The sequence below is a fragment of the Alcanivorax jadensis T9 genome, assembly GCF_000756655.1.
Taxonomy (GTDB): domain Bacteria; phylum Pseudomonadota; class Gammaproteobacteria; order Pseudomonadales; family Alcanivoracaceae; genus Alcanivorax; species Alcanivorax jadensis.
Genome location: NZ_ARXU01000007.1, coordinates 38,880 through 65,167, shown reverse-complemented (window position 1 = coordinate 65,167; position 26,288 = coordinate 38,880). Strand labels below are relative to the sequence as shown.

Sequence of the window (26,288 nt, the reverse complement as noted above, 5' to 3'; positions counted from 1 at the left end):
CTTTTTTATGGGTGAACGCAACAGTCAGACCAGCAAATGTGCGTAAAGCACGGTGGCCAGGCCCAGGAAGGCAAAGAAGCCGACAATATCGGTGATGGTGGTGAGCACCACGGAGCCGGCCAGGGCCGGGTCGATGCCCATCTTTTTCATGATCATGGGCAGCATGGCGCCCGCACAGGCGGCCATGATCAGGTTGATGATCATGGCGGTGGCGATGACCATGCCGATACTGGGGTCGTCGAACCATAGCGCAGCGGTAATGCCAATCACCGTGGCCCACAGCACGCCATTCAATGCCCCCACGGATAGTTCCTTGACCAGCAGATAGCGCGTATTGCTCGACTGGATCTGCCCCAGTGCCATAGCGCGGATCACCAGGGTCAGGGTCTGGCTGCCAGCGATGCCGCCCATGCTGGCAACGATAGGCATGAGGATGGCCAGCGCCACCACTTTTTCCAGGGTGGCTTCGAACAGCCCGATGACGGCGGAGGCGGCCAGGGCGGTCAGCAGGTTGATCCCCAGCCAGACAGCCCGGCGGCGAGCGGTCTGCCAAACGGAACCGAAGGTGTCCTCGTCTTCATCCAGACCGGCCATACTCATCAGCGAGTGGTCGGCTTCCTCGATAATCACGTCGACCACGTCATCAATGGTAATCCGGCCGACCAGCATGCCGTCTTCGTCCACCACCGGTGCGGTTACCAGATCCTGACGTTCGAAGATCTTGGCGACTTCATGAGCGGGCAAGGTGGCAGGGATGGATTCGGCGTCGGTGATCATGGCCTCCCGCACGGTGGTGCCGGGGTCGCTGATCAGGACCTTGGTCAGCGGCAGCAGCCCGATAAACTGGTTGCGGCGATTGACCACGGCCAGGTTATCGGTGGTACGGGGAATTTCACCCCGCCGACGCAGATAGCGCTGTACGACCTCGAAGGTGATTTCCGGGCGGATGGTAATCACATCCGTGTTCATCAGGCCCCCGGCAGTATCCTCCGGGTAACTCATTACCTGTTCCAGCCGGTCGCGATTCTGTTCATCCAGGCTGGCCATGACCTGGCTGGTAACGTGGTCCGGCAATTCCTGCAGGAGGTCGGCCAGGTCATCGGTGTCCAGCTCTTCCACCAGCGAGACCAGCTCGTCGGTGCTCAGATTGCGCAGCAGCTCAACCCGCACTTCCTCGCCCAGATACTGGAGGACCTCGCTTTCCTGATCCTTGCTCAGCAGTTGCCAGAGAATTTCCCGTTCCCGGGGAGGGAACGATTCCAGCAAATGCGCCGCCTCAGCACCGGGCAGATTATTGAACAGCTGACGGACCTGGGTATAGGTGCCGCTGGACAAGGCGCGGTTGATGATTTTGTGGTGCTGTTGGCTACGGCTGGTATCGGCGGGCATAAATAGGACAGGCAGTTGACAGGTGATAGTTGACAGTGGACAGCTAAAAACAGGCTGGCCGCGAGCGAGCCCCTAACTGTTAACTGTCAACTATCAACTATCAACTGTTTTTTCATTCTTCTTCGTCAAAGCGGCGGCCGAACAGATCGGTGAGTTCTTCCATGGCGGCGGTTTCATCGTTGCCGTCAACCTGAAAGGTAACGCTGGTGCCCTTGGCGGCGCCAAGCATCAACAACCCCATGATGCTTTTGGCGTCGATGGGGTTGCCGTTGTGAATGACGTGAATGCGGCTTTCATAGCGTGAGGCCACGCTGACCACCTTGGCGGCAGCACGGGCATGCAGGCCAAGCTTGTTGATGATATCCAGTTGCTTTTCGATCATTGAGTGGTGGAAGCCTAATCCAGTTCGCGGTGGCGGACCTGAAGGGTGGTGCCCTCATTGCGTAGCCGTTTTGCCAGTTGCTCGGTAATGAATACCGAACGATGGCGGCCACCGGTGCAGCCGATGGCGACCGTCACATAGCTGCGATCGCTGTCAGCAAACGCCGGCAGCCAGCGTTTTACGAAATGATGAATGTCATCAAGCATGTCGTGGCTGGCCTGGTGCTGCTGGAGGAAATCGATGATGGCGTCATCGCGGCCGGTAAAGGGCCGCAGGTCGGCCCGCCAGTGCGGGTTGGGCAGTACTCGCACGTCAAACACCAGATCGGCATCGTTGGGCAAGCCGTTCTTGAACCCGAAGGATTCCAGTTGCAGGGACAGGGCCGCGCTGCGATTGGCTACCCGCTCGCGCATCAGGTTGCGCAGGCTGTGAACGTCATAGTTGCTGGTGTCGATCACCAGGTCGGCACGCAGGCGGATATTGGAGAGCAATTCCCGCTCATGCTGAATGGCTGCCTCCACGGAGCCCTGCTGGGCGCCCAGCGGGTGACGCCGCCGGGTGGCGCTGAAGCGCTTCAGCAGAGTGCTGTCGTCCGCATCCAGGTAAATAATTTCGGTCTTTACCTGCTGCTGGTGTAGTGCATCAAGGATGGCATCAAAGGCCAGCAACTGGGTGGGCAGGTTGCGGGCATCAATGCCTACTGCCGCTCGTTCTATGGGTAGCTCACCCTGATCAAGCTGCTCCGCCAGTGTCGGGAGCATGCCCACCGGCAGATTGTCGACGCAGTAGTAGTTCTGGTCTTCCATGGCTTGCAGGGCGGTGGTTTTCCCCGAGCCGGATCGGCCGCTGATGATGGTGAGTTTCATGGTTGCACCGCTTGCATGCTATTTGCCGCACGTTGACACGCAAAATTGATAGACGAGGGGATATCCCGGGTGATGCCTGAAAGTGTGTTGCGTTCCTTCATGATGCCAGTCGCAGCTCCGCTTCGGATTCCACGGCGGTGTGATAAAGGTGATGATCGTTCTTGCTCAATCGCAGTTCGTCACGGTAATCGTCGTCGTTGAACAGGGAAGCCAGGTGGCTGAGGGTTTTCAGGTGCTGTTCAGGGTTTTCCTGGGGAACCAGCAGCACAAAAACCAGATCTACCGGACGACCGTCAACGGCGTCGAAATCGATGGGGGTAGACAGTTTCAGCAGCAGCCCGATGGGTTGCTGGCAGTGACCAAGACGGCAGTGAGGAATGGCGATGCCTTCACCGATGCCCGTGGAGCCCAGCTTTTCCCGGGCTACCAAGGCATCGAAGACCTCCTGTTCGTTGAGGCTGTCGCAGCCGGCCGCGGCCAGCTGCGCAACCTGGTCCAGCAGCTGTTTCTTGCTGCTGGCCTGCACCTCGCTATGGGTGCGTGCTTCGGTGAGTAGTTCGCGAACTCGCATAATTGTCGCTTTGGGTTCAGTGGCCGCCGTGCTTGTGGCTGACAGCCTTTTCCTTGTGTTTGAGGATCTGGCGGTCGAGCTTGTCAGTCAGCTTGTCGATGGCAGCGTACATGTCCACTGCTTCAGCGGTGGCGAAGACGTCGGCCCCGGAAATATGGATGGTGGATTCTGCCTTGTGGGTTTTGGGTTCCGGAGAAAGAATCACCTGGACACTGGTAATCTGGTCGAAATGCCGTTCAAGACGGGAGAATTTGTCTCCTACGTAGGCTCGCAAAGCATCGGTAATTTCCAGGTGATGACCGCTGATATTAATTTGCATGGCTGACTCCTTTACCTGCTCGTTGGGCCGTCCCGGCGCCTACACCAAACGCTTGCGGGCGCTGGATGACGGTATTCTCATCGCCTCACGATACTTGGCGACTGTCCGGCGCGCCACGTTGATCCCCTGCTCGTTCAACAAGCTAGCCAGCTTGTTGTCGCTAAGCGGCTTGCGGGGATTCTCGGCAGCGACCAGCTTCTTAATAATGGCACGAATAGCGGTGGAGGAACACTCACCGCCGCCGTCTGTTCCCACGTGGCTGGAGAAGAAATACTTGAGCTCAAAGACGCCGCGGGGTGTCATCATGTATTTCTGGTTGGTGACCCGACTGATGGTCGATTCGTGCATCTCGACGGCATCAGCAATCTCGGCCAGAACCAGCGGTTTCATTGCCTCCTCGCCATAGTCAAAGAAGTCTTGTTGAACTTCAACGATGCGGGTGGCCACCTTCAGCAGGGTGTCGTGGCGGCTTTGGAGGCTCTTGATGAACCACTTGGCCTCCTGCACGCAGTTGCGCAGGTACTGACCATCCTCGCCACCGGCCTTGCGGGCCATGGAGGCGTACTGCTGCTGCAGGTTGACCTTGGGCAGCACTTCCTCATTCAGGCTGACCTGCCAGCGTCCCTGGTGCTGGCGCACAATCACGTCCGGCACCGCGTAATCCACCTGGCTTTCACCGATCTGTTCGCCGGGTGCCGGGTCCAGGGTGCGCAGCAGCGAGAGCGCGTCGAGCAGGTTTTCTTCGCTGATCTGCAGTACCCGGCGCAGGGCGGCGTAGTCGTGCTTTTCCAGCAGCGCGAGATGCCCCAGCAGGGCCAGGGCATAGTCCAGAAAGGGAGTGTCTGTGGGGAGTTGGCGCAACTGCACCCGCAGGCAGTCGGCCAGATCCAGGCTGGCGACCCCTACCGGATCGAATTGCTGCAGGCGGTGCTGAACTGCCAGTACTTCATCGGCTTCCAGTTCGTCGCCTTCGGTGAGCAGGTCATCCTGGGCGTTCATCATCGCTACGATCTCGTCCACGGTGACGGTCAGGTAGCCGCGATCGTCCAGGGACTCGATGATGGTCATGGCGATAATGCGGTCTACATCGCTCATGGGGGTCAGATTCAGTTGCCAGAGCAGGTGGTCCTGAAGATTGCCGGCAATGCTATGGCGTTGTTGCCAGTCGTCGGCATCGTCGGGGAGGGCGCTGGAGGCACTGCTGGTCTGGCCGGAATAGACATCGTCCCATTCCGTTTCGATGCCGGGTTCGTCGTCCACGAACTCTTCCAGAGCGTCGTCACGCTCGGTATCCAGCTCCTGTTCGTCCTGACGTTCTTCGTCAGCGTCAGGCAGGGATTCGTCACCGAAATCATCAGCCAGCTCCAGCAACGGATTGCTTTCCACTGCCTGCTGAATCTCCTGACGCAAGTCCAGCGTGGATAGCTGCAAGAGGCGAATGGCCTGCTGCAGCTGCGGTGTCATGGTCAGCTGCTGGCCGATTTGTAGTTGTAGGCTTGGCTTCATACTGCTCAGGCTGATGTCATCCCCAAAACACGAGAATAACAGCCTATGCATAAGGCAAGCAATATTTGTGCCAATGATGGTTGTGTGCTAGAGAGCAAAGTTGACAGTTGATAGTGGACAGTTGACAGCGTCGCGGGGAATCCTGTCTTTATCTGCAATGTCTGAGGCTGCGTTTAAAGTTTGGGCGCGGCCCTCAAAGGGCTTCAGAACCAAGTGCCTTTATCGCGTAGCTGTCAACTGTCCACTATCAACTGTCAATTTGTTTACAGCCTGAAATCGGCCCCCAGGTACACATCCCGCACCTGCTGGTTACCGAGAATGGTGTCGGCGTCGCCGGAGGCGATAATGTGCCCGGCGCTGACAATATAGGCGGTGTCACAGATATCCAGGGTTTCGCGCACGTTGTGATCGGTGATCAGCACGCCGATGCCGCGCTCTTTCAGGTGGCGGATGATGCCCTTGATGTCGTTCACGGAAATCGGGTCCACGCCGGCGAAGGGTTCATCCAGCAGGATGAAATCCGGGTCGGTGGCCAGACCGCGGGCGATTTCTGCCCGACGTCGTTCACCGCCGGACAGGCTCATGCCCAGGGAATCACGGATATGGGTGATATGGAATTCCTTGAGCAGGCTCTCCATGCGCTCGTGGCGATCCGCCTTGCTGAGCTCCTTGCGGGTTTCCAGGATCGCCATGATGTTTTCTTCCACGGTCAGGCGGCGGAAGATGCTGGCTTCTTGTGGCAGATAGCCGATGCCGCGCTGGGCGCGGCCATGCATGGGCAGATGGGTGATATCCGCCTCGTTGATGTCGATTCGCCCGGCGTCCGCTTCCACCAGGCCGACAATCATGTAGAAGCAGGTGGTCTTGCCGGCGCCATTGGGGCCGAGCAGGCCGACGATCTGGCCGGCCTCCACGTCCAGGGAGACATCCTCGATGACTCGGCGACCCTTGTAGCTTTTTGCCAGGTGGTGGGCACGTAAATGGCTCATAGGGTGTTTGGCTCCGCCTCGGAGGAGGGCTCTACGGGCGCCTCTTCGTTTGTATTGTTGTCCGCAGGAGTGTCTTCCTTGGGCGTCTGATTTTCGGCAGGGATCACCAGTCGCACACGCTTGTCGCCTTCGCTGCTGGCGTCAACCCGCTTGGAATCCAGGCTGTACTCCACCTTGGCGCCTTCGAAGGTGTTGCCCAGGTGTTCAATGTAAGCGTCGCCGGTAAGTACCAGGGTGCGTTGGCGAATATCGTAGACCAGGTTGTTGGCGTGGGCCTGCAGGTCCTCACCTTCTTCCATGCGCACCGGGGTGCCGGACGCTTCCACGCGGATCAGTTCGCCATTGCGGGTAAACAGGCGCATTTCGTCTGCAAACAGTTTCCGCTTGCCCTGTATCAGTTCCACATTGCCGCGATAAAGCCCGCTGCCGGCGTCCTGTTCGAAACGCCCCGAGTCGGCGGTGACGGAAACTGGCATTTGCGGTGGGGCGGCCACTGTGCTCACCGGCAGGGCCGCAGCCAGGGCGATGGTGCAGGTTCTAAGAAGCCGGCGCATCAAACTCACTCTTTACTCCTTTTTCAAGGGTCAGTATGCCCTTGTCGAGATCGGCCTCCAGCGCACCCGCGCGGGTCTTGCCGGATTCAAATTCTATGTCAACATCCCCGGGAGAGCTGGCGATGTTGGTCTCGCTGAGAAAGCGCAGCTCCTGGGTATCCAGGGTGATTTTCTGTTGCTGATTGCTGGCTGTCACGTCGCCGGAGAAAACAATCAGGTCGCCATTTTCCTGCACCACGCCCTGCTCGCTGACAATGGTCCAGCTGCCTTTGTCGTTGGCCATTTCCAGCTCAGGTTGCTGCATTTCCGTGAGCGGGTTGTGGTCGTACTGGGTCAGCGTCTCGGCGGTGAGATAGTACTGGAGACGGCCGTCATCTTCACTAAAGGCGCGTGCTGTAATGTCCTTGGCGACGATGGCTGGCGCGGTGAGGATGGCATCCTCCTGGCCCGGCAGGGAGTCATCCCACTCGTGCAGGGTCATCAGCATGACCAGCCCCAGCATCAGGATGCCGGTGGCGCTGAGCAAGCCCTGGCGCTTCATGCTGGGCTCCGTTGCGCGAGGATGGCGTCGCAGATTTCGCGAACCGCGCCTTCGCCGCCGCGCCGTTCGGTAATGTGGTCGGCAGCTGCCTTGGCGCAGTCATGGGCATTGGCCGGGGCAAAACTGAGCTGGGCCCAGTCCAGGGCGCTCACGTCGGGTTCGTCATCGCCGGCATAGCCGGTCTCGCTGGCGGCGATGCCTAGCTGTTGCGCCAGATCGGCCAGGGCCACCCCCTTGTCTTCGCGGCCCTGTATCACATGAGCGATGCCCAGGTCGGCGGCGCGTTTGGCCACCATGGGCGTGTTGCGACCGGTGATGATGGCCAGGGTGACGCCGCTGGCGGCCAGTTTTTTCAGGCCGTGGCCGTCCAGGGTGTTGAAGACCTTGATGGCTTCGCCTTCCGGGCTGAAGTAGATGCGCCCGTCGGTCATCACCCCGTCCACGTCGAAGGCCATCAGGCGCAGGTTCTGTGTATCAATGGACGACAGTTGCATGGGCATTTACACCACCCCCGCGCGCAGTAGGTCCTGCATGTTGAAGGCACCAAGAGGCTTGTGGTCCTTGTCGCAGACCATCAGGCCATTGATCTTGCGGGTTTCCATGATCTGCAGGGCCTCGGCGGCCAGGTGGCCGGGTTCGATGGTGATCGGCTGAGCCACCATGACCTCATCGATGGTGGCCTTGCGAATGTCGATATCCCGATCCAGCATGCGGCGCAGATCGCCATCCGTAAAGATGCCGGCCAGGGTGCCGTCGTCCCGGGCGATGGCGGTCATGCCCAGCCCTTTGCGGGTCATTTCCAGCAGGGCTTCGCTGAGCGGAGTGCCCGAGGCAACCACCGGCAGGCGCTCGCCAGCATGCATGATATCGTCCACCTTGAGCAGCAGGCGGCGGCCCAGGCTGCCACCGGGGTGGCTCATGGCGAAGTCTTCAGGGGTGAAACCGCGTGCTTCCAGCAGCGCGATGGCGAGGGCATCGCCCATGGCGAGAGCCGCCGTGGTGGAGGAGGTGGGCGCCAGATTGTGCGGGCAGGCCTCTTCGTTGACTGCCACGGTCAGGTGTACGTCGGAGAGTTGCGCCAGCGCGGATTGCGGACGACCGGTCATGCCGATCAGGGCGGTGCCCTTGCGCTTTATCACCGGCAAAATGGCCAGCACTTCGGCGGTTTCGCCGGAATTGGACAGGGCCAGCACCACGTCATCGGTGGTGATCATGCCCAGGTCGCCGTGGGAGGCTTCACCCGGGTGAACAAAGAAAGCGGGGGTGCCGGTGCTGGCCAGGGTGGCGGCCAGTTTGCTGCCCACATGGCCACTTTTGCCCATGCCGGTAACAATTACCCGGCCACGGGCGCCAAGCATCAGGTCGCAGGCGGCGGAGAAGCTGTCATCCAGGCTGTCTTTCAGGGCGTCCACGGCTCTGGCTTCGATGTCCAGAACCCGTCGGCCCACGCCGATGTGGTTGTGACTCATTCATCTCTCCTCTGGTCGGGGCCGATTATACATTGCTGGGCAGGCCACGTTGACCCGAATTCTGTTTCATTTGGAACCGTTGTGACATCTTGGGACTCCAATAAAGCAGATGCGGTTCAGTGTGTTACTGGACATCAGCGGTATAAAACCGTAAAACCGCCGGACATTAACAGGGAGTTTTCTATGCATTTGCAGCGTGTGATCCGGATCTGGCTGGCGATGGTGCTTACCGCCATGGCCTCTTTGGCGGCGGCGGAAAATGATCCGCGGCAAGTGGTGATGGAAGCGGTGGAGCGCATGACATCCCGCATTGAAGCGGAGCGGGAGCAACTGGAAACGAACCCGGACCGGGCCAGGGAACTGGTGCGCGAGGAGCTGGGCGACCTTGTGGATTTCAAGCGTATCACCCGCATGGTGATGGGCGATTACTTCGGACCGTCCAGCAAGGAGCAGAAGTACCGCTTTCTGGATGTGTTCAAGAACAGCCTGATCAACACCTATGCCTCCGGCATCACCCTTTATGAAGGTCAGAAGATTACCACCCTGCCCATGCAGGAAGGGGACCGTAAGGGCGACTATGCACGGGTGCGCATGGAGGTGAAAACCAACTCCGGCAAGACCGTGCCGATCTATTACACCCTGTTCCAGCGTGATGATCAGTGGCGGGTGATCAATGTCTACGTCAACGGTCTGGATTTGCGCGATACCTTCCAGAGCCAGTTCGCCCAGGGTATGCAGCAGTACAACGACATCGACAAGGTGATCGACAACTGGTCCGCGGACGCCAAGATCGACGCCGGCATCGAGGGTGAAGACCAGAAGAGCTGATTGTTCGGCCGCCGCCGCCGTGGCAAGGGGGCGCCGGCTCGCGTATTATTGCCGTTTTTACCGAGGAGCGGGTCTGTCCCGCTCCTTGCTGTTCGGGCCGCTGTCGGCCCCGATGAGGAGCGAACATGAATCCGGAAGAGGTAAAAGCGCTGGTCGAAGCCGGTTTTGATGATGCCGACGTGGCGGTGGAAGGCGGCGGCGACCGGTTCCAGATTCGCGTGATATCTACCGCCTTTGACGGCCTGATGCCGGTGAAGAAGCAGCAGCTGGTGTACGCGACCATCAACGAGCAGATCCAGAGCAATACTATCCACGCGGTGCAGATCATTACCTATACCCCGGCCGAGTGGGAAAAAGCCCAGAAAATGGGTATCGGCTGAGGCATTGCGCCCGGCCTTCTGACAAGCCTAGAGACAGTTCATGGATAAATTGATCATCACCGGCGGTCGGCGTCTGGACGGCGAAATCCGTATTTCCGGCGCCAAGAACGCAGCACTGCCGATTCTGGCCGCCACCCTGCTGGCCGACGAGCCGGTCACCGTGGGCAACCTGCCGCATCTGCAGGATGTCACCACCCTGATCGAGCTGCTGGGTCGCATGGGCGTCCACGTGGTGATCGACGACCGCATGAACGTGGAAGTAAACGCTACCACCATCAAGGAACTCACCGCTCCCTACGAGCTGGTGAAGACCATGCGTGCGTCCATCCTGGTACTGGGCCCCATGGTGGCTCATTTTGGCAGGGCCTCAGTGTCCCTGCCCGGTGGTTGTGCCATTGGCTCGCGGCCGGTGGATATTCACCTGCGCGGGCTGGAGGCCATGGGCGCCACCATCGAAGTGGCCAACGGTTATGTGCACGCCTCTGTGGAGGGCCGTCTCAAGGGGGCTCGCATTGTCATGGATACGGTGACCGTGACTGGTACCGAAAACCTGATGATGGCGGCGGCGCTGGCGGAAGGCACCACCTACCTGGAAAACGCGGCCCGCGAACCGGAAGTGGTGGATTTGGCTGACTTCATCAACACCATGGGTGGCAAGGTCAGTGGCGCCGGTACCGACACCATCACTATTGAAGGGGTGGAGAGTCTTCACGGCGGTCATCATGAAGTGATCGCCGACCGTATCGAAACCGGTACCTACCTGATTGCCGCTGCTATCACCGGTGGCCGTATCAAGACCAAGGACACCGTGCCAGGCATTCTCGATGCGGTGCTGCAAAAGCTGGAAGAAGCCGGCGCAAAAATTACCACCGGTGACGACTGGATCGAGCTGGACATGGAGGGTCGTCGGCCCAAGGCCATCTCGCTGCGGACCGCGCCGTACCCGGCCATGCCCACGGACATGCAGGCTCAGTTCATGGCCCTGAACCTGATCGCCGAGGGCACCGGCACCATTGTGGAAACGGTCTTTGAAAACCGCTTCATGCATGTGCAGGAAATGAACCGCATGGGCGCCGATATCGAAGTGCAGGGCAATACCGCTATTTGTCGCGGTGTGGAGCAGCTTACCGGTGCGCCGGTGATGGCCACCGACCTGCGCGCCTCCGCCTCCCTGGTGATCGCGGCGCTGGCGGCGCAAGGGGAAACCACGGTAGACCGTATCTATCACATCGATCGCGGCTATGAGTGTATTGAAGAGAAACTGCAATCGCTGGGTGCGGTGATTCGCCGCGTCCCGCGCTGATCGGGAAAGAGCGTCGTAATGACCAAGCCGTTGACCATCGCCCTGTCCAAAGGGCGCATCCTCAAGGAAACCCTGCCGCTGCTGAAAGCGGCGGGCATTGAACTGCTGGAAGATCCGGAAGCGTCACGCAAGCTGATCTTCGATACTACCCGCGATGATGTGAAAATCATCATTATTCGCGCCACCGATGTGCCCCCCTATGTGCAGCACGGTGCGGCGGATATCGGTGTGGCCGGCAAGGATGTGCTCATGGAGCATGGCGGCGACGGCGTGTTCGAACCCCTGGATCTGAATATCGCTCGTTGCAAATTGATGGTAGCGGCGGTGAAGGATGCCCCGGATGCGGGGGGACGCCTGCGCGTGGCCACCAAATTCGTCAACGTGGCCAAGGCCTACTACGCCCAGCAGGGCAAACAGGCAGAAGTGATCAAGCTTTACGGTGCCATGGAGCTGGCGCCGCTGGTGGGTCTGGCCGACCGTATCGTGGACATCGTGGACACTGGCAACACCCTGCGCGCCAATGGTCTGGAGCCCACAGAGCTGATCGCCCATATTTCCACCCGGGTGATCGTCAACCGCGCCAGCATGAAAACCCGCCACGGGGACATTCAGGGCATCCTGGATCAGCTGGCCGAGGCGGTGGAGGCCCGTAAGGCCGGTTAAAGGCTTTTCACCACAGAGGTCACAGAGCATACAGAGTAAAAAAAACTTACCGGTTCGGTGTGCTTTTGAGCGAGAGGCTTTGTTGATCTCTGTGATAGAAAAAGACCCGCCTTCCTTTCACTGAACTCTGTGCCCTCTGTGGTAAAAAACAGATTGTGACTTTGACAACGGTGCCAACCATGGAAACCACCTGGCTTAACGCCCAAGACGCGGATTTCGATGCCAAGCTGGCCGCCCTTACCGCCTGGTCCGAAGAGCGGGACGAGGAAGTGGCGGATCGGGTGCGCGGTATTCTTCGTGATGTGGCCAAACGCGGCGATGCGGCGCTGGTGGAATACACCAACCGCTTTGACCGCCGTGACGTGGCCGGCATGGATGAGCTGGTGGTGGGGCATGATCAATTGCAGGCGGCACTGGATCGTATTCCCGCCGAACAGCGCCAGGCGCTGGAAGCGGCCGCCGAACGGGTGCGTCGCTATCATGAAAAGCAGAAGCAGGATTCCTGGCAGTACCGGGAAACCGACGGCACCCTGCTGGGCCAGCAAGTCACCCCGCTGGACCGGGCCGGTATTTACGTGCCCGGCGGCAAGGCCGCCTATCCCAGCTCGGTGCTGATGAATGCCCTGCCGGCCAAGGTGGCCGGCGTCGGTGAAATCATCATGGTGTCTCCGGCCCCTGATGGTGAAATCAATGACATGGTGCTGGCGGCGGCGGCCATTGCCGGGGTGGACAAGCTGTTCACCCTTGGCGGTGCCCAGGCGGTGGCAGCACTGGCCTATGGCAGCGACACCGTCCCTGCCGTGGACAAGATCGTGGGACCCGGCAACATCTATGTGGCGGAAGCCAAGCGTCAGGTGTTCGGCAAGGTGGGCATCGACATGATCGCCGGCCCGTCGGAAATTCTGGTGGTATGCGACGGCAAGACCGACCCGGACTGGATCGCCATGGATCTGTTTTCCCAGGCAGAGCATGACGAGGAAGCCCAGGCCATTCTGGTCAGCCCCGATGGCGACTTCCTGCAGCAGGTGGCCGAGTCCATGGAAAAACTGGCGGTGACCCTGGAGCGGGAAACCATCATCCGCACGTCCATGAAAAACCGCGGGGCCATGATTCAGGTGCAGGATCTGCAGCAGGCCATCGCCCTGGCCAATACCATCGCCTCCGAGCACCTGGAGTTGTCCATCGACGACGCGGAACAGTGGGCAAAGCAGATTCGTCATGCCGGCGCCATCTTCCTGGGTCGTCATACTCCGGAAGCCCTGGGTGATTACTGCGCGGGCCCCAACCACGTGTTGCCCACCAGTGCGACGGCACGGTTTTCTTCACCCCTGGGTGTCTATGATTTCCAGAAGCGCAGCTCGCTGATCGGCTGCTCCCCGGAGGGTGCCAGTGAACTGGCGAAAATCGCCTCACCGCTGGCCCGCGGCGAAAGCCTCACCGCCCACGCGCGCAGTGCCGAGTATCGGATCAAGAAATAAATAGTTTTCACCACAGAGGCCACAGAGTAAAAAAACAGTGCTCTTGTCTGAAGTCGGGAAGAGTCTGTGGTGTGGGTGTACTGAGCGTAGCGAACGGCACCCTACGTGGGCCTTCTATGATCGCGATAGGAAACGAGCTGTCTCTTCCTCAATGAACTCTGTGCCCTCTGTGGTAAAAAATCTTTTGGCTGAAGGTCTATGAGCAAATACTGGAGCGATTTCGTTCACCACCTGGAACCCTACGTCCCCGGCGAGCAGCCGAAGATGGAGAGGTTGGTGAAACTGAACACCAACGAGCACCCGCTGGGCCCTTCGCCCAAGGTGATCGAGGTGATTCGTGCGGGGGCGGACGAGCGACTGCGCTTGTACCCGGACCCGGACAGCAGCCAGCTCAAGCAGGCCATTGCCGATTACTATTCCGGTAAAGGCCATGACATCAAACGCTCCCAGGTATTTGTCGGCAACGGTTCCGATGAAGTGCTGGCGCATCTGTTCATGGGCTTTTTCAAACAGGATGAACCGCTCCTTTTTCCGGATATCACCTACAGCTTTTATAAAGTGTACTGCGGGCTTTATCAGATCGACTATCAGGCCGTACCGCTCAATGCCGAGCTGGCCATTGATGTCGGTGACTATCTTGATGAAGAAAAGCCGCGTCCCAACGGCGGGATTATTTTCCCCAATCCCAACGCCCCCACCGGCAGGTTGTTACCACTGAGTGAGATTGAGCGTCTGCTGCAAGCCAATACCGAGTCATTGGTGGTGATTGATGAGGCTTATATTGATTTCGGCGGCGACACGGCCATTAGCCTGGTCAATCGCTACCCGAACCTGCTGGTCACCCAGACCCTGTCCAAGTCTCGTTCCCTGGCCGGTTTGCGCATCGGTCTGGCGGTGGGCGACGAAGCACTGATCGATGGCCTCAACCGCATCAAAGACAGCTTCAATTCCTATCCGCTGGACCAGCTGGCCATTGCCGCTGGCGCTGCGGCGTTTGAGGACCAGGAATGGTTCGCACAGGGCTGTGAGCTGGTAATCAGTCAGCGGGATTGGCTCAATGAAAAACTGGCGGCACGGGGCTTCGAGAGTCTGCCGTCAGCGGCGAACTTCCTGTTCACCTTTCACCCGCAACACAGTGGTTCCTCCCTGGCTCAGGGCCTGCGAGAGCAGGGCATCATCGTGCGTCACTTCGGTAAACCCGAGCGCATTGCTGATTACCTGCGAATTACTGTTGGTACGGTAGAGCAGAATCAGGCCTTGATTGAGGCGCTGGACACGCTGCTCTGATTCCCGCTGCGGAAAAATCTTTTTTCACCACAGAGGGCGCCGAGCACACAGAGAAAAAGGCTGGCTCGGTAACCTGTGGTGAAAGCCTTTCGTGTAGGAACGTCGCTGGCGGCGCGATTCTGCCGTTGATAAAACATCCATTGCAGAATGCGTAGGGTCCAGTTCGCCTTAGGCTCAGTGCACCCTACGCGGGCCGCCCGGGTTTATCTTTTTCTCAGTGAGCTCTGTGTCCTCTGTGGTAAAAAAATCTTTTGCTACACAAGGAGAGAGATCGCGCCAACCAGCGCCGCAAGCGTCCCCGCTTGAACCTTTCCGCATCCCTGCGGTACTAACAGGTATCGCCCAACGGAAAGGCCCCGATAATGAAAAAAACCTTACTGCTTGCCTGCGCGCTGTTGCCGGCCCCTCTTTTTGCCGCCGATTTCACTGTTGCCGCCCCGGTGACCGATGCGGTGCTGTTTCCCGCCCAGGCCCACCTGACTCGCGCTCTCAGCCAGCCTCTGCCTGCCGGTGAACACCAATTGCTGGTCAGCGGCTTGCCGGAGCTGGATCTGGACAGCTTGCAGGTGGCAGTGGAAGGGGCTCAGTTGCTGGGCATTCGCCAGGGATTTGCCATCAATAAAGCCGATGTATCAGCCCGTCGCGCCGAGCTGGATACAGCCATCCGCGAGCTGGAACATTCCATGGCCGCTGCCAAGGCGGCTGATGGCCTGGATCAGCAGCAGATCAATCATCTGCAATCCCTGATGGGGCAGGCTCCCCAGGGGCAGGCAGTGTTTGCCCAGGTGCCAGTGGAAAAGTGGTCCAGCGCCTGGGAATCCATCGGCAAGGCGGTGGAAAAACGTCAGGCGGCCATCAATCAGCGGGCGGTGACGCGTCACGATCAGCAGCAGACACTGGATGCCCTGCGCCAGGAGCGCCAGCAACTGGGCCAGGGGCAGACCCGCAGTCGCGAGCTGGTTCTCACCGTCAGCACGGCCAAGCCTTCCACTGCGCGGGTTCGACTGCAGTATTTTACCGGGCAGGCCGGCTGGCAGAACCAGCTGCGCGTGGATATGAATAGCGGTAGTGAAACCGTGGCGGTAACCGGTATTGCCCTGATTCATAACCGCACCGGTGAAGATTGGCAGAATGTCAGCGCTACCCTGGGGCTGGTGCCCGCCGGCTACCGCCACTTGCCGGACCCGCAGCCCTGGATCGTACGTCTGGCAACGCCACAGCCGGAAATGCGCAAGCAATCATTGCGAGCGGTAATGGCCGAGCCTGCTGCCTATGAGGCGGACATGGCGAGCGGCAACAGCATGCCGATGGCGCCTCCTGTTGCGCACGGTTTCGATATGCGCGTGCCGCTCTCGGCGCCGCTGTCCCTGGCTAGTGGCGACGCCAGTGCTCGGGTACCCTATCAGCAGGCAGAACTGCCGGTGACGCTGAGCCGGGAAAGCTATCTTTGGCAGCAGCCTGCGGTGTTGCTGGTTGGGGAGTGGAAGAACACCAGCCCGCTGCCCTGGCTGGCGGGCAGCGTCACTTTGCTGCGCGATGGTCAGCGCCTGACCCGTTATCACCGCAGCGAGAGCATCAAGCAGGGCGAGCAGATAAAAATGAGCTTCGGTGATGACCCGCGCCTGCAGATCGATGTGGTCCGCGAGCCTTCCCGGGAAGGCGAGACCGGCCTGATCAGCAAGGAAAGCACTCTGTCGGCCCTGAAGAACATTACTCTCACCTCCCACTACGACAAGTCGATCACGGTAAACCTGCTGGACCGTTTGCCGGTGGCCGGCAACGATGACATTACCGTCACTGCCAAAGGCAAGCCCGCCGATGACCGCGATGTGGATGATGTGAAGGGCCTGCAACGCTGGCAATTCACCCTGCCCGCCGGCGGAGAGGAAAGCTTCAAGCAGGGCTTCGAGATTCGTTATCCGGCGGGGGAGAGTTTGAGTGGGGTGGAAGGGCTTTGAAAGGCAATTGATAGTTGATAATGGATAATTGATAACTGCGCGATCAAGCGCAGGAATAATCTGAAAGCAAAGAGGCCGCGCTCAAGTCATTGGACGCGGCCTCTTTGCTTTCAGGATAACCGCAAGACAGGCTCGCGACGTTATCAATTATCCATTATCAACTATCAATTAACCCTCATTCCGTTTCCGCCGGCGGCCGTGTACCAATGACCACATCCACGGTCAGGGGCTGGCGATTGCGGACGATGTTGAGGCTGACTTTCTCGTCCGGTTTCATGCCGGCGATGCGGTTCATGGCTTCGTAGCCGTCGGCCATGGCGATGTCGTTGATGCCCACCAGCACATCGCCGGGTTGCAGGCCGCCCTTGTGGGCGGGGCTGTCGATGACCACTTCGGTGATCACGCCGCCACGGACCTGATCCATGCCGAAAGTTTCGGCCAGGGATGGGGTAATATCCTGCACGGTGACGCCCAGGTAACCGCGAATTACCCGGCCATGGTCGATCAGGTCGCGCATCACTTCCCGGGCAATGGAGGCCGGGGTGGCGAAGCCGATGCCCTGCCAGCTGCCATCCGCCGAGAGAATAGCGGTGTTGATGCCGATCAGATGGCCGCGGGTATCAATCAGGGCGCCGCCGGAGTTGCCCCGGTTGATGGCCGCGTCGGTCTGGATGAAGTTTTCGAAGGTGGCAATGCCCAGATGGCTGCGCCCGGTGGCGCTGACAATGCCCATGGAGACGGTCTGGCCCACGCCTAGCGGGTTGCCGATGGCCAGCACCACATCACCTACCTGCACCGGGCCGTTGCCATTGAGTTCCACTTCCGGCAGGTCCTCCAGCGCCACATGGAGCAGGGCCAGATCGGTTTCCGGGTCAGTGCCGACTACCCGTGCCGGGGCGTCGCGACCATCGCGCAGGGCTACCAGGATTTCGTCCGCATCGCGGATTACGTGATAACTGGTGAGGATGTAGCCTTTGTCGTCCACGATTACCCCGGAGCCCAGGCTGTTCAGTGCCCGTTCCCGGCGGGGTTCTTCCATGAAGCGGTTGAATAGGGGGTCTTCCGGCACATCCTCGCTGGCGAGAATCTGGGTCGTGAAGATATTGACCACCGCCGGGGCGGCGTGGTTGACCGCGCCGGCATAGCTGGCGGTGCCGCTGTCATAGCGACCGGGTCGGGCATTGGGGCCCCACTCGTACCACCACAGCACAGCCAGGCCCACGGCCAGGCCCGCCAGGATCGGTCCGGCAAAAAAACGAAAGGCTCTGATCACCGACAATGCCCCCATGCGCTCGCTTTGGCCCGTGCTATTGCCTTGCGCAGCCGACGAGACGGGGTGCGAACGAGACAAGCGCGGGTCTGGATAGGTAAACTGCGCGCAATATTATCAGATCATTGCCCGGTAGGTGTCATGCTCAAGCGCGATTACATGCTGACCTTGCTCGACCAGGAGCTGGCTGCGGATCACTTTCAGGATTACTGTCCCAATGGATTGCAGGTGGAAGGCCGCGAGCAGATCCGGCGGGTGGTCAGCGGGGTTACCGCCTGCCAGGCCTTGATCGATGCAGCAATCGTGGAAGACGCGGATGCCATCCTGGTCCACCATGGCTACTTCTGGAAGGGCGAAAACCAGCGGGTGCGGGGCATGAAAAAGCAGCGCCTGCAGACTCTGTTACGTCACGATATCAACCTGTTTGCCTATCATCTTCCTCTGGATGCGCACCCGACTCTGGGTAATAACGCCCAGCTCGCCCGGCGTCTGGGTTTCAGTGTGGAAGGGGGGCTGGACGATTCGCCGCGCCCCATCGGCAATGTGGGGCGGCTGGACAGCCCCATGTCTGCGGCGGAGTTCGCCGCCCACGCGGAAGCGGTGCTGGGTCGGACCCCGCTGCATGTGGGGGATCCGGGCGACGAAATAGAAACCATCGGCTGGTGCACCGGCGGTGCCCAGGGCTTTATCGACAAGGCCCAGACCCGGGGTGTGGACGCCTATCTGAGTGGTGAGATTTCCGAACCCACCACCCACTTTGCCCGGGAAACCGGCATGCATTATTTCGCCTGTGGTCATCATGCCACCGAACGCTACGGGGTCCAGGCCCTGGGGCAATGGCTCAATGAGCGGTTCGGTGTGGAACATATCTTTATCGATATCGATAATCCGGCCTGAAACAGGTTCTGAGGAACACCCTGATCCCATGAAGATTACTGTTGTATATAACCCGACCGCCGGTGGTGGTCGGGAGAAGCTGCTTTGCCGCTTTGTGGCCGAACTGGAAAAACAGGGCGCCCGGGTGCGCCTTTACCACACCCGTGGGCCGGGTGATGCCACCGAGTACCTGCAGGGCCTGGAAGATCAGGGCGACTGTGTGGTGGCGGTGGGCGGTGACGGCACCACCAACGAAGTCCTCAATGGTCTGGCTCCCGGTGTGGCCCTGGGCGTCTTTGCCACTGGTACCGCCAATGTGCTGGCAAAAGAGCTGCAGTTGCCCAGAACGCCGGAGCTGGCGGCTCAGATCGTGGTCAATGGCAAGAATGTGCCGGTGACGCCGGCCCGGCTCAACGGCCGGCGCTTTATCATGATGTGTGGCATCGGCTATGACGCCTGGGTGGTGAACGGGGTGAATCTGGCGGTGAAGGAGCGCTTCGGCAAACTGGCCTATGTGCAGTCCATGCTCGCGCAGATCCGCCGTTACGGTCAGCGTCATTACCGGGTCATGGTGGATGGCCGTCCGCTGGACTGTTTCTCCGCCATTGTCACCAATGGTCGCCATTACGGCGGCAGCTTTGTGCTCAGCCGGGAAGCCAACATCCTGCGGCCCCAGGTACAGGTGCTGTTGTTCCAGAAGCCGGGAGTCAGTTTCTTGCTGCGTTGCCTGGCTGCGCTGTTGCTGGGGCGTATGGAGCGGGTCGACGGCGTTGCCAGCCTACGGGCCCAGCGGGTGGAGATCCGCTGTGAGGGCGCCGATGAGCCGATCCAGGCCGATGGCGACCCGGCCGGCCAACTGCCGGCGGAGATTGTGATGGAAGATGAGCCGGTACCCATGCGGGTGGCGGATACGTTCCAGTAATTCATGGCAAGGCGTCTTTGAATAACCCGGCTCCCAGGATCGCCATCGAAATCTGTGATGGTTCATTCCCTGCCGGATAATTGCAGCCGGGAAAGGTCCCGGGAGTGTTGGGCCGTTACTACTAGGCCTGACTACAGGGCCACGAGAAGTCAAAGCGGAACTGTCAGGCCACTCGGCCAGGAAATAAAAAAGCCCGCGAAAGCGGACTTTTTTTATTCGGCGACAAATGCAAAACAGGAACCGGTTGACGCGGTAAGGCGGTTGCATGACGCCTGTTGCGCTTCAGTTTCCTCTCATTTCTTCTCTTCCGGCGGGCAACCCTGTTCGTCACAGCCTTCCGCATAATCACGTGGCGGCTCGACGATGTTGTCAGGTACCGGGCTGTCTGCCACATCCACCGGTGTGAAAGGCCCGGTGGCTTTCTGTTGCAGGCCGAAATCCTCGGCGAGGGTGCCGCCCTTGGCGCTGGGGGCATAGTCCAGCGGCGGCGCCACCGGTTCATCGCTGCCTTTTTGCGGGGCGGAATCCAGGGATTTCGCCACCGCCCGTTTGCGACCCACTTCGGAGCACAGTGCCTGAGCGCCCTTGGAAAGATGTTCGTGGACAGAGCGATAGGCCTGCGTCATATCGTTGACCAGCTCTGCGGTGTGCAGGAAATGGTCATCCACCTGATCACGATAATGATTGAGGGCCTGGCGGGCCTCATCGCGATCACGGATCAACTGGCCGGCCTGACGCCGTGCCGGTAACAACCAGAACAGTAATCCTGCGCCCACTACCACGCCGGCGGCGAAGCACAGCACCCCAGTTGTCAGCATATCCATGGCATACTCCTTCTGAATTCCAGCTATTCCAGCACAGTGCCGGGCAGTCGCCAAGGGTTAGAGCCTATTCAGGGTCTCTTCACAACCGCGTTGCCGCTAAAAATGGTCCCAGGCAAGGCATGAACCGCAGGGCCTGACGGGTCAAGTTCAAGGTTCATAACACAGCATGGGGCCATTTTTAGCGGCAACCCGAAGGGCCGGGCCCCTTTTGCCGCCAGCCCGCGATGGCGCTTGTTCATGTAGAATGACTACACTACAAAATCGCCATCACGAGCTGGCAACAAAATTGACTCCGGCGCGGTTGTGAAGAGGCCATGAATAGGCTCCAAGGTGTAAGAGACTGTTGATACTCTTGAAGTCCTTGATGCGGCGTAAGGTTTTGCGTCCGGGTGCAGCAGCTGGTCGGCAGGGCAAGAAATGCGAGAGAGGTGAAATATGGCAGCACAACAGCGGCAAAGTCTCTCCGGGCCGGCGGGCAATCTTGAGGCCGTGGTGGAACAGGGTAGTGACACGCCCTCATTTGTCGCCATTGTCTGCCACCCGCACCCCCTGTTTGGTGGCACCATGGACAACAAGGTGGTGACCAGCCTGAGTCGCCTGGCCCGGGACCAGGGCGCGGTGGTGGTGCGTTTCAACTTCCGCGGCGTCGGCGAAAGCCAGGGGGCCTATAGCGACGGCATCGGCGAAACCGAAGATCTGCTGGCGATACACAGTTGGCTGACTCATACCTGGCCGGATCTGCCCCTGTGGCTTGCCGGTTTTTCCTTCGGCAGCTTCGTGGCCGCCCGCGGGGCGGAAATACTCAAGGCCAACGGTATGCCTGCCCGGGAGCTGTTGCTGGTAGCGCCGCCGGTACACCATTATCCCTTTGATGATATCGAGCAGACCGGTTGCCCGGTGACTGTGGTCCAGGGGGACGATGATGAAGTGGTCCCGGCGGAGCAGGTGTTTCGCTGGGCAGAAGCGACGCCGTTGGCGCCGGATTTAATCCGTTTCCCGGATTGCGGCCACTTCTTCCATGGCAAGCTGGTAGAGCTGAAGCAGGCCGCCGCCAGCCATTTGCTTGGCTGACAACCTTGTCAGTCCCCTTTGGCGACGCTACATTGCCCCGTCCGAGCAGCAGGCCCCGAGACCCATGACGCCTCTTGAGCAGTATAAAGCCGACCTTCAGCGCGAAGATTTCTTCCAGGACCCCGCCCAGGAAAGGGCGGTGGCAGAGCTGGATGAGCTCTATCACCGGTTGCTGGCAGAGCCCGTCGGTGGGGGCTTTCTGTCACGTTTCCGCAAGCCCCGTACCCTCACGGGGCTGTACATGTGGGGTGGCGTCGGCCGCGGCAAGACCTACCTGATGGACGTGTTCTTCCAGGCGTTGCCGTTCAAGGAAAAACGCCGCATGCACTTTCACCGTTTCATGCAGAAGGTGCATCGGGAAATGCGTGAGCGCCAGGGGGAAAAGAATCCGCTGGTCAGCATCGCCCGGAAATTTGCCAGTCAGGCCCGGGTGCTGTGTTTTGATGAGTTCTTCGTCACTGACATCACCGATGCCATGATCCTGGCCGGGCTGATGGGTGAGTTGTTTGCCAATGGCGTGACCCTGGTGGCGACGTCCAACATCGAGCCTGATGGCCTCTACAAGGATGGCCTGCAACGGGCGCGCTTCCTGCCGGCCATCGAGCTGCTCAAGGAATACACCAAGGTGCTCAACGTGGACGGCGGCAATGACTACCGTCTGCGGCTACTGGAGCAGGCCGAGTTGTACCATTGTCCGCTGGGCAAGGCTGCTGATGCGTTTCTCCGCGAACGGTTTCATACCCTGGAGCCGGATCATTCCCGCCACCGTGACCACGGCAATGTGCTGATCGAGGGGCGCAAGATCTCCTCGGTCATGTGTGCTGATGACGTGGTCTGGTTTGAATTCAAGGCTCTGTGTGATGGGCCGCGCAGCCAGACCGACTACATTGAAGTAGCGCGGGAGTTTCATACCGTGCTGGTCTCCAATGTGGAGCAGATGGGGGCCGGTAAGGATGATATGGCCCGGCGTTTTATCAATCTGGTGGATGAGTTCTACGATCGGGCCGTGAAGCTGGTGATTACCGCAGAAGTGCCCATCGAAGACATCTATGCCGGTGGCCGTCTGGATTTCGAATTCGAGCGAACCCGCTCCCGCCTTCAGGAAATGCAGTCCTCCGAATATCTGGGCCTCGAGCACCGGGCCTGAGACCGTTTTCGTCATTGGCCGGAATTGTCATCGCTGCCCAGCGTTGAACATTTCGGTCATTGCCCGCTGGCAGGCTAAATGCACAGAATGTGGCATTCTTTGCCCCGGCCGAGCCCGGTATCGGGGCCACCCCTGATAACCTGATACCGGAGAGCATGATGATTCCCCGTACGTTGTTCAGTTCTGACCATGAAACCTTCCGCGATACCGTGCGCAAATTCCTCGAAAACGAGGCAGTACCGCATCATGAGGAATGGGAGCAGACTGGTGTTGTGCCGAAAGACGTCTGGCTGAAGGCGGGTGAGCAGGGCTTCCTGTGCCCCATGGTCGAAGAAGAGTACGGCGGTATCGGTGCCGACTTTCTCTACAGTGTGGTGATCGGTGAGGAAGTGTCCCGCCTGGGCCTGACCGGTATCGGTTGGGGCCTGCATACGGAAATCGTGGCCCCCTACATCGAGCACAATGGCTCCGAAGCCCTGAAGCAGAAATACCTGCCGAAAATGGTGACCGGTGAAGTGATTGGTGCCATCGCCATGACCGAACCGGGTGCCGGCTCAGATCTGCAGGGCGTGAAGACGTCTGCCGTGAAAGAGGGCGATCACTACATCCTCAACGGTTCCAAAACCTTTATTACCAACGGCCAGAATGCGGATATCGTCATCGTCGTGGCGAAAACCGATCCGTCCAAAGGTGCCAAGGGCATCAGCCTGTTTGTGGTAGAAACCGACTCTGAAGGCTTTGAGAAGGGCACCAACCTGAAGAAAGTGGGCATGAAGGCCCAGGACACCTCCGAGCTGTTCTTCCAGGACGTGAAAGTACCGGCGGAGAATCTTCTGGGTGAGGAAGGCATGGGCTTTGTCTACCTGATGCAGGAGCTGCCGCAGGAGCGTCTGGGGATTGCCATCGGTGGTCTGGCCATGGCGGAATCCGCGCTGGAACATACCATCAATTATGTAAAAGAACGTAAAGCATTTGGCAAGCCAGTCGCCGCTTTCCAGAACACCCAGTTCAAGATCGCCGAGATGCACACCAAACTGGAAGTGGCCCGCGCCTACGTGGATCGCTGTCTGGAGCTGCACCTGAAAAAGGAACTGGATATTCCCACCGCTGCGGCGGCCAAGTATTACATCACTGATTTGCAGTGCGAAGTAATCGACGAGTGCGTGCAGTTGCATGGTGGTTATGGCTACATGTGGGAATACCCGGTAGCGCGCATGTTTGCAGATTCACGCGTACAGCGGATCTATGGCGGCACCAATGAGATCATGAAAACGATTATTGCCAAGGCAGTTCTGGCTGACTGAAGCCGGTGGCATGATCGCAAATAAAAAAAGGCAGCATTCGCTGCCTTTTTTTTATTTTCTCTTTCTAATACGAAAGGCTGAGTGAACGGGATTCCTTGCGTGTATCGCGGCCTATTGTGTATAAGTGGATTGCTGTTCTTTTAATCATTTCGACAGCATTACTTTGCGAGGAAGAGGGAGAGAAATCATGAAAAAAACAGGTGCCGTTCTTGTCGGTTCCGCATTGAGCCTGGTTGCCGGGCACGCGGCGGCAAGTGGCTTTTCCGTGTCCTATCAATCCGTGTCCGCTCTGGGTACCGCCTATGCCGGTGCCGGTGTACTGAGCGAGAACGCCTCTAACCAATGGTACAACCCGGCTACCCTGGCAGGGCTGAAGCAGGCAGAGCTTTCTGCTGCAGCTCATCAGGTGTGGGTCGATACGACGTTCGAAGCTGATAATGACGGCAGCTTTGCAGGTTTGATTCCCCAGTCAGGCGTTGGACCTGGTGATTTCGAAGACGTGGAGCCTTTCGTTGGTAGTCTTTTCCTGGCTGTCCCGCTCAGCGACATGATGACTTTCGGTTTGGGCGTGAATGCGCCGTTTGGAACCAAAATCGAGTACGAGAAAAACTGGGGTAATAGTTATCTGACGCCTCTGGGCCCCATTACTGCTGGGGACTTGTACTCAACAGAATCAGACCTTAGAACGTATAATATTAATCCGTCACTTGGTGTTCAGCTGACTGACTCTCTGAGTGTAGGGCTGGGCCTGAGTTACCAGCGACTGGATGCGGATATTCGCAACGCCGCGACTCGTCTTGAAGGTGATGATGATAGCTACGGCTGGAATCTTGGGCTGACTTACAGCCCGGATGACAATAACCACTTTGGTGTCGCCTATCGTTCCAAAATTGAATATGACGTGGAAGGCGATATCACTTTCAGTCAGCTCGGTGCCAACTTGACCAATTTCCAGGCAGGTGCGCCAGTTGTCGCGGCTGGAACCTATGAAGGCGAGGCTTCCATTGATTTGCCGGCATCGCTGCAACTGTCCTATGCGGGTGACCTCTCTGATCGCACTCAGATCCTGATGGGTGTTGAATGGATGGAGTGGAGCAGCCTGGACAAGTTGGAGGTAGAGAGCGATCAGCTTGCGTTCAACCCGACCGAAAATTTCGACTGGGAAAACACCGTGCGCTACTCCCTTGGCGTCCGTCATGCCATGAATGAAACTACCGTGCTGCGTGCCGGTGTGGCGAAGGAAGAATCCACTCAGGGCACTGATAATCGCTCGGCGATCTCTCCGGATTCCGACCGCGTTTGGCTTACTCTGGGCGCTGGTTTCACCCCGGTGGAGAACATGACCATCGACGTGGGTTATGCGCATATCTTTGTGGAAGATGCGGATATCAACCGAGCGGATAAAGGCGCTCAGTTGAAAGGTACCTATGAACTGGATGCGGATGTGATTGGCGCGCAGCTTAGCTACCGCTTCTAATCCCTTGCTACGTTCCAGCAAAAAAGGCCCTGCTTGCAGGGCCTTTTTTTATGTTTGCTATGCACTCGGGTAAGGGCGGTAAAACCTTCCCGACAATGTAGGGTGAATTAGCCGCAGGCGTAATCCTCCATGTTTGAATTCCGTACCGTGGCTGCCGAGAGAAGGTGGATTACGCTCAGGCTAATCCACCCTGCGTTTCCTTCGATCTCAGCAGTGTTGCGGTCAGGGCCGGCGCCAGCGCGGTAGCCATGGCCTGATACCCCTTGATGCTCGGGTGGTAGCCGTCTTCGGCCAGCAGGGCCGGGTCGTTCATTGGCGGATAGCTCAGATAGATAAAGTCAGCGGGCCGCTCCCGCGCCAGTTGCTGCTGGATGGCATCCAGTTGTCTGGCCCGCCAGCCCAGCAGCTGGCGCAGGGGCGAGGGCAGGGCGGTAAAGCGGTGCATGGGCGGTACGCTAAGCAGGTACAGGGGGCCTGGCAGTCGGGCGTTCAGGGCCAGCAACTGTTGACGGTAACGGCGCCTGGGGGTCAGCCCGGTGGTGTCATTGACTCCCATGCTCAGCAGAATGGCGTCCGCCTCCGGTAGCTCGATGGTTTTCAGGTTGTCCAGCAGGGCCTGCAGGCGGATACCGTTAATGCCATGGCTGTGCCAGCCAATGGTGTGAAGGCTTTGCTGCTGTAGCTGCCGGGCCAGTTGGCTGGCCAGGCCATCTTGATGATGCGCCACGCCCACCCCCGCAGCGGTGGACTCGCCGATCACCAGCAGTCGCCGTGTCGGCTCGCCGTCACCGTACTGGCCGTGTTGTGCACCGCCGGCTTCCGGCAGGCGCGGGGTGGTACGGCGGGTCCGTTTGCCCTGCCAGACCAGCAGCGGGGCAAGCAGGGCGGTGCTGAGCCAGAAGGGCAGGTGCATG

General features: G+C 59.2%; 27 protein-coding genes. 13 read left to right on the top strand and 14 right to left on the bottom strand.

Features of this window, described 5'->3' with window-relative positions:
- Nucleotides 1-24: 24 nt before the first annotated feature.
- The 11 genes from mgtE to T9A_RS10400 form a co-directional block, all read right to left on the bottom strand.
- Nucleotides 25-1,389, bottom strand: coding sequence for a magnesium transporter (gene mgtE / locus T9A_RS10450; RefSeq protein WP_035248098.1), 1,365 nt, complete (start codon nt 1,387-1,389; stop codon nt 25-27).
- A 112-nt stretch (nt 1,390-1,501) separates the two neighbouring features.
- On the bottom strand, nt 1,502-1,771 hold the full coding sequence (locus tag T9A_RS10445) for an HPr family phosphocarrier protein (protein ID WP_035248097.1): 270 nt from the start codon (nt 1,769-1,771) through the stop codon (nt 1,502-1,504).
- Nucleotides 1,772-1,785: 14 nt separating this feature from the next.
- Nucleotides 1,786-2,637 carry an RNase adapter RapZ gene (gene rapZ / locus T9A_RS10440; protein ID WP_035248096.1) on the bottom strand — a complete coding sequence of 284 codons (852 nt, stop codon included), beginning with the start codon at nt 2,635-2,637 and terminating at the stop codon, nt 1,786-1,788.
- A 97-nt stretch (nt 2,638-2,734) separates the two neighbouring features.
- The gene (ptsN, locus tag T9A_RS10435) at nt 2,735-3,208 is read right to left on the bottom strand and encodes a PTS IIA-like nitrogen regulatory protein PtsN (RefSeq protein WP_035248095.1); all 474 of its coding nucleotides are present in this window, start codon (nt 3,206-3,208) and stop codon (nt 2,735-2,737) included.
- A 16-nt stretch (nt 3,209-3,224) separates the two neighbouring features.
- Nucleotides 3,225-3,527 (bottom strand): ribosome hibernation-promoting factor, HPF/YfiA family, encoded by a 303-nt coding sequence (hpf, locus tag T9A_RS10430; RefSeq protein ID WP_035248094.1) that lies wholly within the window; start codon nt 3,525-3,527, stop codon nt 3,225-3,227.
- Between the two features lie 39 nt (nt 3,528-3,566).
- Entirely contained in the window at nt 3,567-5,033 is a 1,467-nt protein-coding gene (locus T9A_RS10425; protein ID WP_035248093.1) for an RNA polymerase factor sigma-54, read from the bottom strand.
- A gap of 263 nt (nt 5,034-5,296) precedes the next feature.
- The gene (lptB, locus tag T9A_RS10420; protein WP_035248092.1) at nt 5,297-6,022 is read right to left on the bottom strand and encodes an LPS export ABC transporter ATP-binding protein; all 726 of its coding nucleotides are present in this window, start codon (nt 6,020-6,022) and stop codon (nt 5,297-5,299) included.
- A complete protein-coding gene (gene lptA / locus T9A_RS10415; protein WP_052042806.1) occupies nt 6,019-6,576 on the bottom strand; it encodes a lipopolysaccharide transport periplasmic protein LptA in 558 nt (185 codons plus the stop codon). Before lptA ends, lptB begins: the two co-directional genes overlap by 4 nt.
- Nucleotides 6,560-7,117: an LPS export ABC transporter periplasmic protein LptC gene (gene lptC, locus T9A_RS10410; protein WP_035248090.1), complete on the bottom strand. Its 558-nt coding sequence runs from the start codon at nt 7,115-7,117 to the stop codon at nt 6,560-6,562. Before lptC ends, lptA begins: the two co-directional genes overlap by 17 nt.
- On the bottom strand, nt 7,114-7,617 hold the full coding sequence (locus T9A_RS10405; protein WP_035248088.1) for a KdsC family phosphatase: 504 nt from the start codon (nt 7,615-7,617) through the stop codon (nt 7,114-7,116). The genes lptC and T9A_RS10405 overlap by 4 nt, the downstream gene beginning before the upstream one ends.
- Nucleotides 7,618-8,586 carry a KpsF/GutQ family sugar-phosphate isomerase gene (locus T9A_RS10400; protein WP_035248086.1) on the bottom strand — a complete coding sequence of 323 codons (969 nt, stop codon included), beginning with the start codon at nt 8,584-8,586 and terminating at the stop codon, nt 7,618-7,620. It lies immediately after the preceding gene.
- Nucleotides 8,587-8,769: 183 nt separating this feature from the next.
- On the opposite strand from T9A_RS10400, the gene T9A_RS10395 reads away from it, so the two are divergent.
- The 7 genes from T9A_RS10395 to T9A_RS10365 all read left to right on the top strand — a co-directional run bounded on the left by T9A_RS10395 (nt 8,770) and on the right by T9A_RS10365 (nt 16,483).
- Complete coding sequence (locus tag T9A_RS10395) at nt 8,770-9,414, top strand: MlaC/ttg2D family ABC transporter substrate-binding protein (protein ID WP_035248084.1); 645 nt, start codon at nt 8,770-8,772, stop codon at nt 9,412-9,414.
- A 125-nt stretch (nt 9,415-9,539) separates the two neighbouring features.
- The gene (locus T9A_RS10390) at nt 9,540-9,794 is read left to right on the top strand and encodes a BolA family protein (protein WP_035248083.1); all 255 of its coding nucleotides are present in this window, start codon (nt 9,540-9,542) and stop codon (nt 9,792-9,794) included.
- A gap of 40 nt (nt 9,795-9,834) precedes the next feature.
- Complete coding sequence (gene murA / locus T9A_RS10385; protein WP_035248081.1) at nt 9,835-11,097, top strand: UDP-N-acetylglucosamine 1-carboxyvinyltransferase; 1,263 nt, start codon at nt 9,835-9,837, stop codon at nt 11,095-11,097.
- A gap of 18 nt (nt 11,098-11,115) precedes the next feature.
- Nucleotides 11,116-11,760, top strand: a complete 645-nt coding sequence (gene hisG, locus T9A_RS10380; protein WP_035248079.1) for an ATP phosphoribosyltransferase — start codon at nt 11,116-11,118, stop codon at nt 11,758-11,760.
- A 179-nt stretch (nt 11,761-11,939) separates the two neighbouring features.
- The gene (gene hisD / locus T9A_RS10375; protein ID WP_035248076.1) at nt 11,940-13,238 is read left to right on the top strand and encodes a histidinol dehydrogenase; all 1,299 of its coding nucleotides are present in this window, start codon (nt 11,940-11,942) and stop codon (nt 13,236-13,238) included.
- A gap of 198 nt (nt 13,239-13,436) precedes the next feature.
- Nucleotides 13,437-14,525, top strand: a complete 1,089-nt coding sequence (gene hisC / locus T9A_RS10370) for a histidinol-phosphate transaminase (protein WP_035248074.1) — start codon at nt 13,437-13,439, stop codon at nt 14,523-14,525.
- A gap of 362 nt (nt 14,526-14,887) precedes the next feature.
- Nucleotides 14,888-16,483 carry a DUF4139 domain-containing protein gene (locus T9A_RS10365; protein WP_035248072.1) on the top strand — a complete coding sequence of 532 codons (1,596 nt, stop codon included), beginning with the start codon at nt 14,888-14,890 and terminating at the stop codon, nt 16,481-16,483.
- A 175-nt stretch (nt 16,484-16,658) separates the two neighbouring features.
- Here the strand turns inward: T9A_RS10365 and T9A_RS10360 are convergent, their stop codons facing one another.
- Nucleotides 16,659-17,771 carry a S1C family serine protease gene (locus T9A_RS10360; RefSeq protein ID WP_035248071.1) on the bottom strand — a complete coding sequence of 371 codons (1,113 nt, stop codon included), beginning with the start codon at nt 17,769-17,771 and terminating at the stop codon, nt 16,659-16,661.
- A gap of 123 nt (nt 17,772-17,894) precedes the next feature.
- Between T9A_RS10360 and T9A_RS10355 the strand changes: the two genes are divergently transcribed.
- Together T9A_RS10355 and T9A_RS10350 are read left to right on the top strand one after the other, a co-directional pair.
- On the top strand, nt 17,895-18,650 hold the full coding sequence (locus T9A_RS10355; RefSeq protein ID WP_035248069.1) for a Nif3-like dinuclear metal center hexameric protein: 756 nt from the start codon (nt 17,895-17,897) through the stop codon (nt 18,648-18,650).
- A gap of 28 nt (nt 18,651-18,678) precedes the next feature.
- A complete protein-coding gene (locus T9A_RS10350; protein ID WP_035248066.1) occupies nt 18,679-19,551 on the top strand; it encodes a diacylglycerol/lipid kinase family protein in 873 nt (290 codons plus the stop codon).
- Nucleotides 19,552-19,844: 293 nt separating this feature from the next.
- Here T9A_RS10350 and T9A_RS10345 read toward each other — a convergent pair whose 3' ends face one another.
- Complete coding sequence (locus T9A_RS10345) at nt 19,845-20,375, bottom strand: Z-ring associated ZapG family protein (RefSeq protein WP_035248065.1); 531 nt, start codon at nt 20,373-20,375, stop codon at nt 19,845-19,847.
- A 435-nt stretch (nt 20,376-20,810) separates the two neighbouring features.
- On the opposite strand from T9A_RS10345, the gene T9A_RS10340 reads away from it, so the two are divergent.
- From T9A_RS10340 to T9A_RS10325, 4 genes are all read left to right on the top strand, one after another.
- On the top strand, nt 20,811-21,446 hold the full coding sequence (locus T9A_RS10340) for an alpha/beta hydrolase (protein ID WP_035248063.1): 636 nt from the start codon (nt 20,811-20,813) through the stop codon (nt 21,444-21,446).
- 64 nt (nt 21,447-21,510) lie between these two features.
- On the top strand, nt 21,511-22,593 hold the full coding sequence (gene zapE, locus T9A_RS10335; protein WP_035248061.1) for a cell division protein ZapE: 1,083 nt from the start codon (nt 21,511-21,513) through the stop codon (nt 22,591-22,593).
- Nucleotides 22,594-22,751: 158 nt separating this feature from the next.
- A complete protein-coding gene (locus tag T9A_RS10330; RefSeq protein WP_035248235.1) occupies nt 22,752-23,897 on the top strand; it encodes an acyl-CoA dehydrogenase family protein in 1,146 nt (381 codons plus the stop codon).
- A 187-nt stretch (nt 23,898-24,084) separates the two neighbouring features.
- Nucleotides 24,085-25,374, top strand: coding sequence for an OmpP1/FadL family transporter (locus T9A_RS10325; protein WP_035248059.1), 1,290 nt, complete (start codon nt 24,085-24,087; stop codon nt 25,372-25,374).
- Nucleotides 25,375-25,549: 175 nt separating this feature from the next.
- Here T9A_RS10325 and T9A_RS10320 read toward each other — a convergent pair whose 3' ends face one another.
- Nucleotides 25,550-26,287, bottom strand: a complete 738-nt coding sequence (locus T9A_RS10320) for an SGNH/GDSL hydrolase family protein (protein ID WP_052042804.1) — start codon at nt 26,285-26,287, stop codon at nt 25,550-25,552.
- Between the last annotated feature and the right edge of the window lies 1 nt (nt 26,288).

What these genes read in the sequence shown, in the direction of transcription:
- T9A_RS10445 (WP_035248097.1), bottom strand. Translation starts at nt 1,771, where the DNA reads ATGATCGAAAAGCAACTGGATATCATCAACAAGCTTGGCCTGCATGCC.
- T9A_RS10345 (WP_035248065.1), bottom strand. Translation starts at nt 20,375, where the DNA reads ATGGATATGCTGACAACTGGGGTGCTGTGCTTCGCCGCCGGCGTGGTA.
- T9A_RS10390 (WP_035248083.1), top strand. Translation starts at nt 9,540, where the DNA reads ATGAATCCGGAAGAGGTAAAAGCGCTGGTCGAAGCCGGTTTTGATGAT.
- T9A_RS10405 (WP_035248088.1), bottom strand. Translation starts at nt 7,617, where the DNA reads ATGCCCATGCAACTGTCGTCCATTGATACACAGAACCTGCGCCTGATG.
- T9A_RS10330 (WP_035248235.1), top strand. Translation starts at nt 22,752, where the DNA reads ATGATTCCCCGTACGTTGTTCAGTTCTGACCATGAAACCTTCCGCGAT.
- T9A_RS10365 (WP_035248072.1), top strand. Translation starts at nt 14,888, where the DNA reads ATGAAAAAAACCTTACTGCTTGCCTGCGCGCTGTTGCCGGCCCCTCTT.
- hisC (WP_035248074.1), top strand. Translation starts at nt 13,437, where the DNA reads ATGAGCAAATACTGGAGCGATTTCGTTCACCACCTGGAACCCTACGTC.
- T9A_RS10350 (WP_035248066.1), top strand. Translation starts at nt 18,679, where the DNA reads ATGAAGATTACTGTTGTATATAACCCGACCGCCGGTGGTGGTCGGGAG.
- mgtE (WP_035248098.1), bottom strand. Translation starts at nt 1,389, where the DNA reads ATGCCCGCCGATACCAGCCGTAGCCAACAGCACCACAAAATCATCAAC.
- T9A_RS10395 (WP_035248084.1), top strand. Translation starts at nt 8,770, where the DNA reads ATGCATTTGCAGCGTGTGATCCGGATCTGGCTGGCGATGGTGCTTACC.
- zapE (WP_035248061.1), top strand. Translation starts at nt 21,511, where the DNA reads ATGACGCCTCTTGAGCAGTATAAAGCCGACCTTCAGCGCGAAGATTTC.
- hpf (WP_035248094.1), bottom strand. Translation starts at nt 3,527, where the DNA reads ATGCAAATTAATATCAGCGGTCATCACCTGGAAATTACCGATGCTTTG.
- ptsN (WP_035248095.1), bottom strand. Translation starts at nt 3,208, where the DNA reads ATGCGAGTTCGCGAACTACTCACCGAAGCACGCACCCATAGCGAGGTG.
- T9A_RS10360 (WP_035248071.1), bottom strand. Translation starts at nt 17,771, where the DNA reads ATGGGGGCATTGTCGGTGATCAGAGCCTTTCGTTTTTTTGCCGGACCG.
- hisD (WP_035248076.1), top strand. Translation starts at nt 11,940, where the DNA reads ATGGAAACCACCTGGCTTAACGCCCAAGACGCGGATTTCGATGCCAAG.
- T9A_RS10320 (WP_052042804.1), bottom strand. Translation starts at nt 26,287, where the DNA reads ATGCACCTGCCCTTCTGGCTCAGCACCGCCCTGCTTGCCCCGCTGCTG.
- T9A_RS10325 (WP_035248059.1), top strand. Translation starts at nt 24,085, where the DNA reads ATGAAAAAAACAGGTGCCGTTCTTGTCGGTTCCGCATTGAGCCTGGTT.
- T9A_RS10400 (WP_035248086.1), bottom strand. Translation starts at nt 8,586, where the DNA reads ATGAGTCACAACCACATCGGCGTGGGCCGACGGGTTCTGGACATCGAA.
- T9A_RS10340 (WP_035248063.1), top strand. Translation starts at nt 20,811, where the DNA reads ATGGCAGCACAACAGCGGCAAAGTCTCTCCGGGCCGGCGGGCAATCTT.
- lptA (WP_052042806.1), bottom strand. Translation starts at nt 6,576, where the DNA reads ATGCGCCGGCTTCTTAGAACCTGCACCATCGCCCTGGCTGCGGCCCTG.
- lptC (WP_035248090.1), bottom strand. Translation starts at nt 7,117, where the DNA reads ATGAAGCGCCAGGGCTTGCTCAGCGCCACCGGCATCCTGATGCTGGGG.
- hisG (WP_035248079.1), top strand. Translation starts at nt 11,116, where the DNA reads ATGACCAAGCCGTTGACCATCGCCCTGTCCAAAGGGCGCATCCTCAAG.
- T9A_RS10355 (WP_035248069.1), top strand. Translation starts at nt 17,895, where the DNA reads ATGCTCAAGCGCGATTACATGCTGACCTTGCTCGACCAGGAGCTGGCT.
- T9A_RS10425 (WP_035248093.1), bottom strand. Translation starts at nt 5,033, where the DNA reads ATGAAGCCAAGCCTACAACTACAAATCGGCCAGCAGCTGACCATGACA.
- lptB (WP_035248092.1), bottom strand. Translation starts at nt 6,022, where the DNA reads ATGAGCCATTTACGTGCCCACCACCTGGCAAAAAGCTACAAGGGTCGC.
- murA (WP_035248081.1), top strand. Translation starts at nt 9,835, where the DNA reads ATGGATAAATTGATCATCACCGGCGGTCGGCGTCTGGACGGCGAAATC.
- rapZ (WP_035248096.1), bottom strand. Translation starts at nt 2,637, where the DNA reads ATGAAACTCACCATCATCAGCGGCCGATCCGGCTCGGGGAAAACCACC.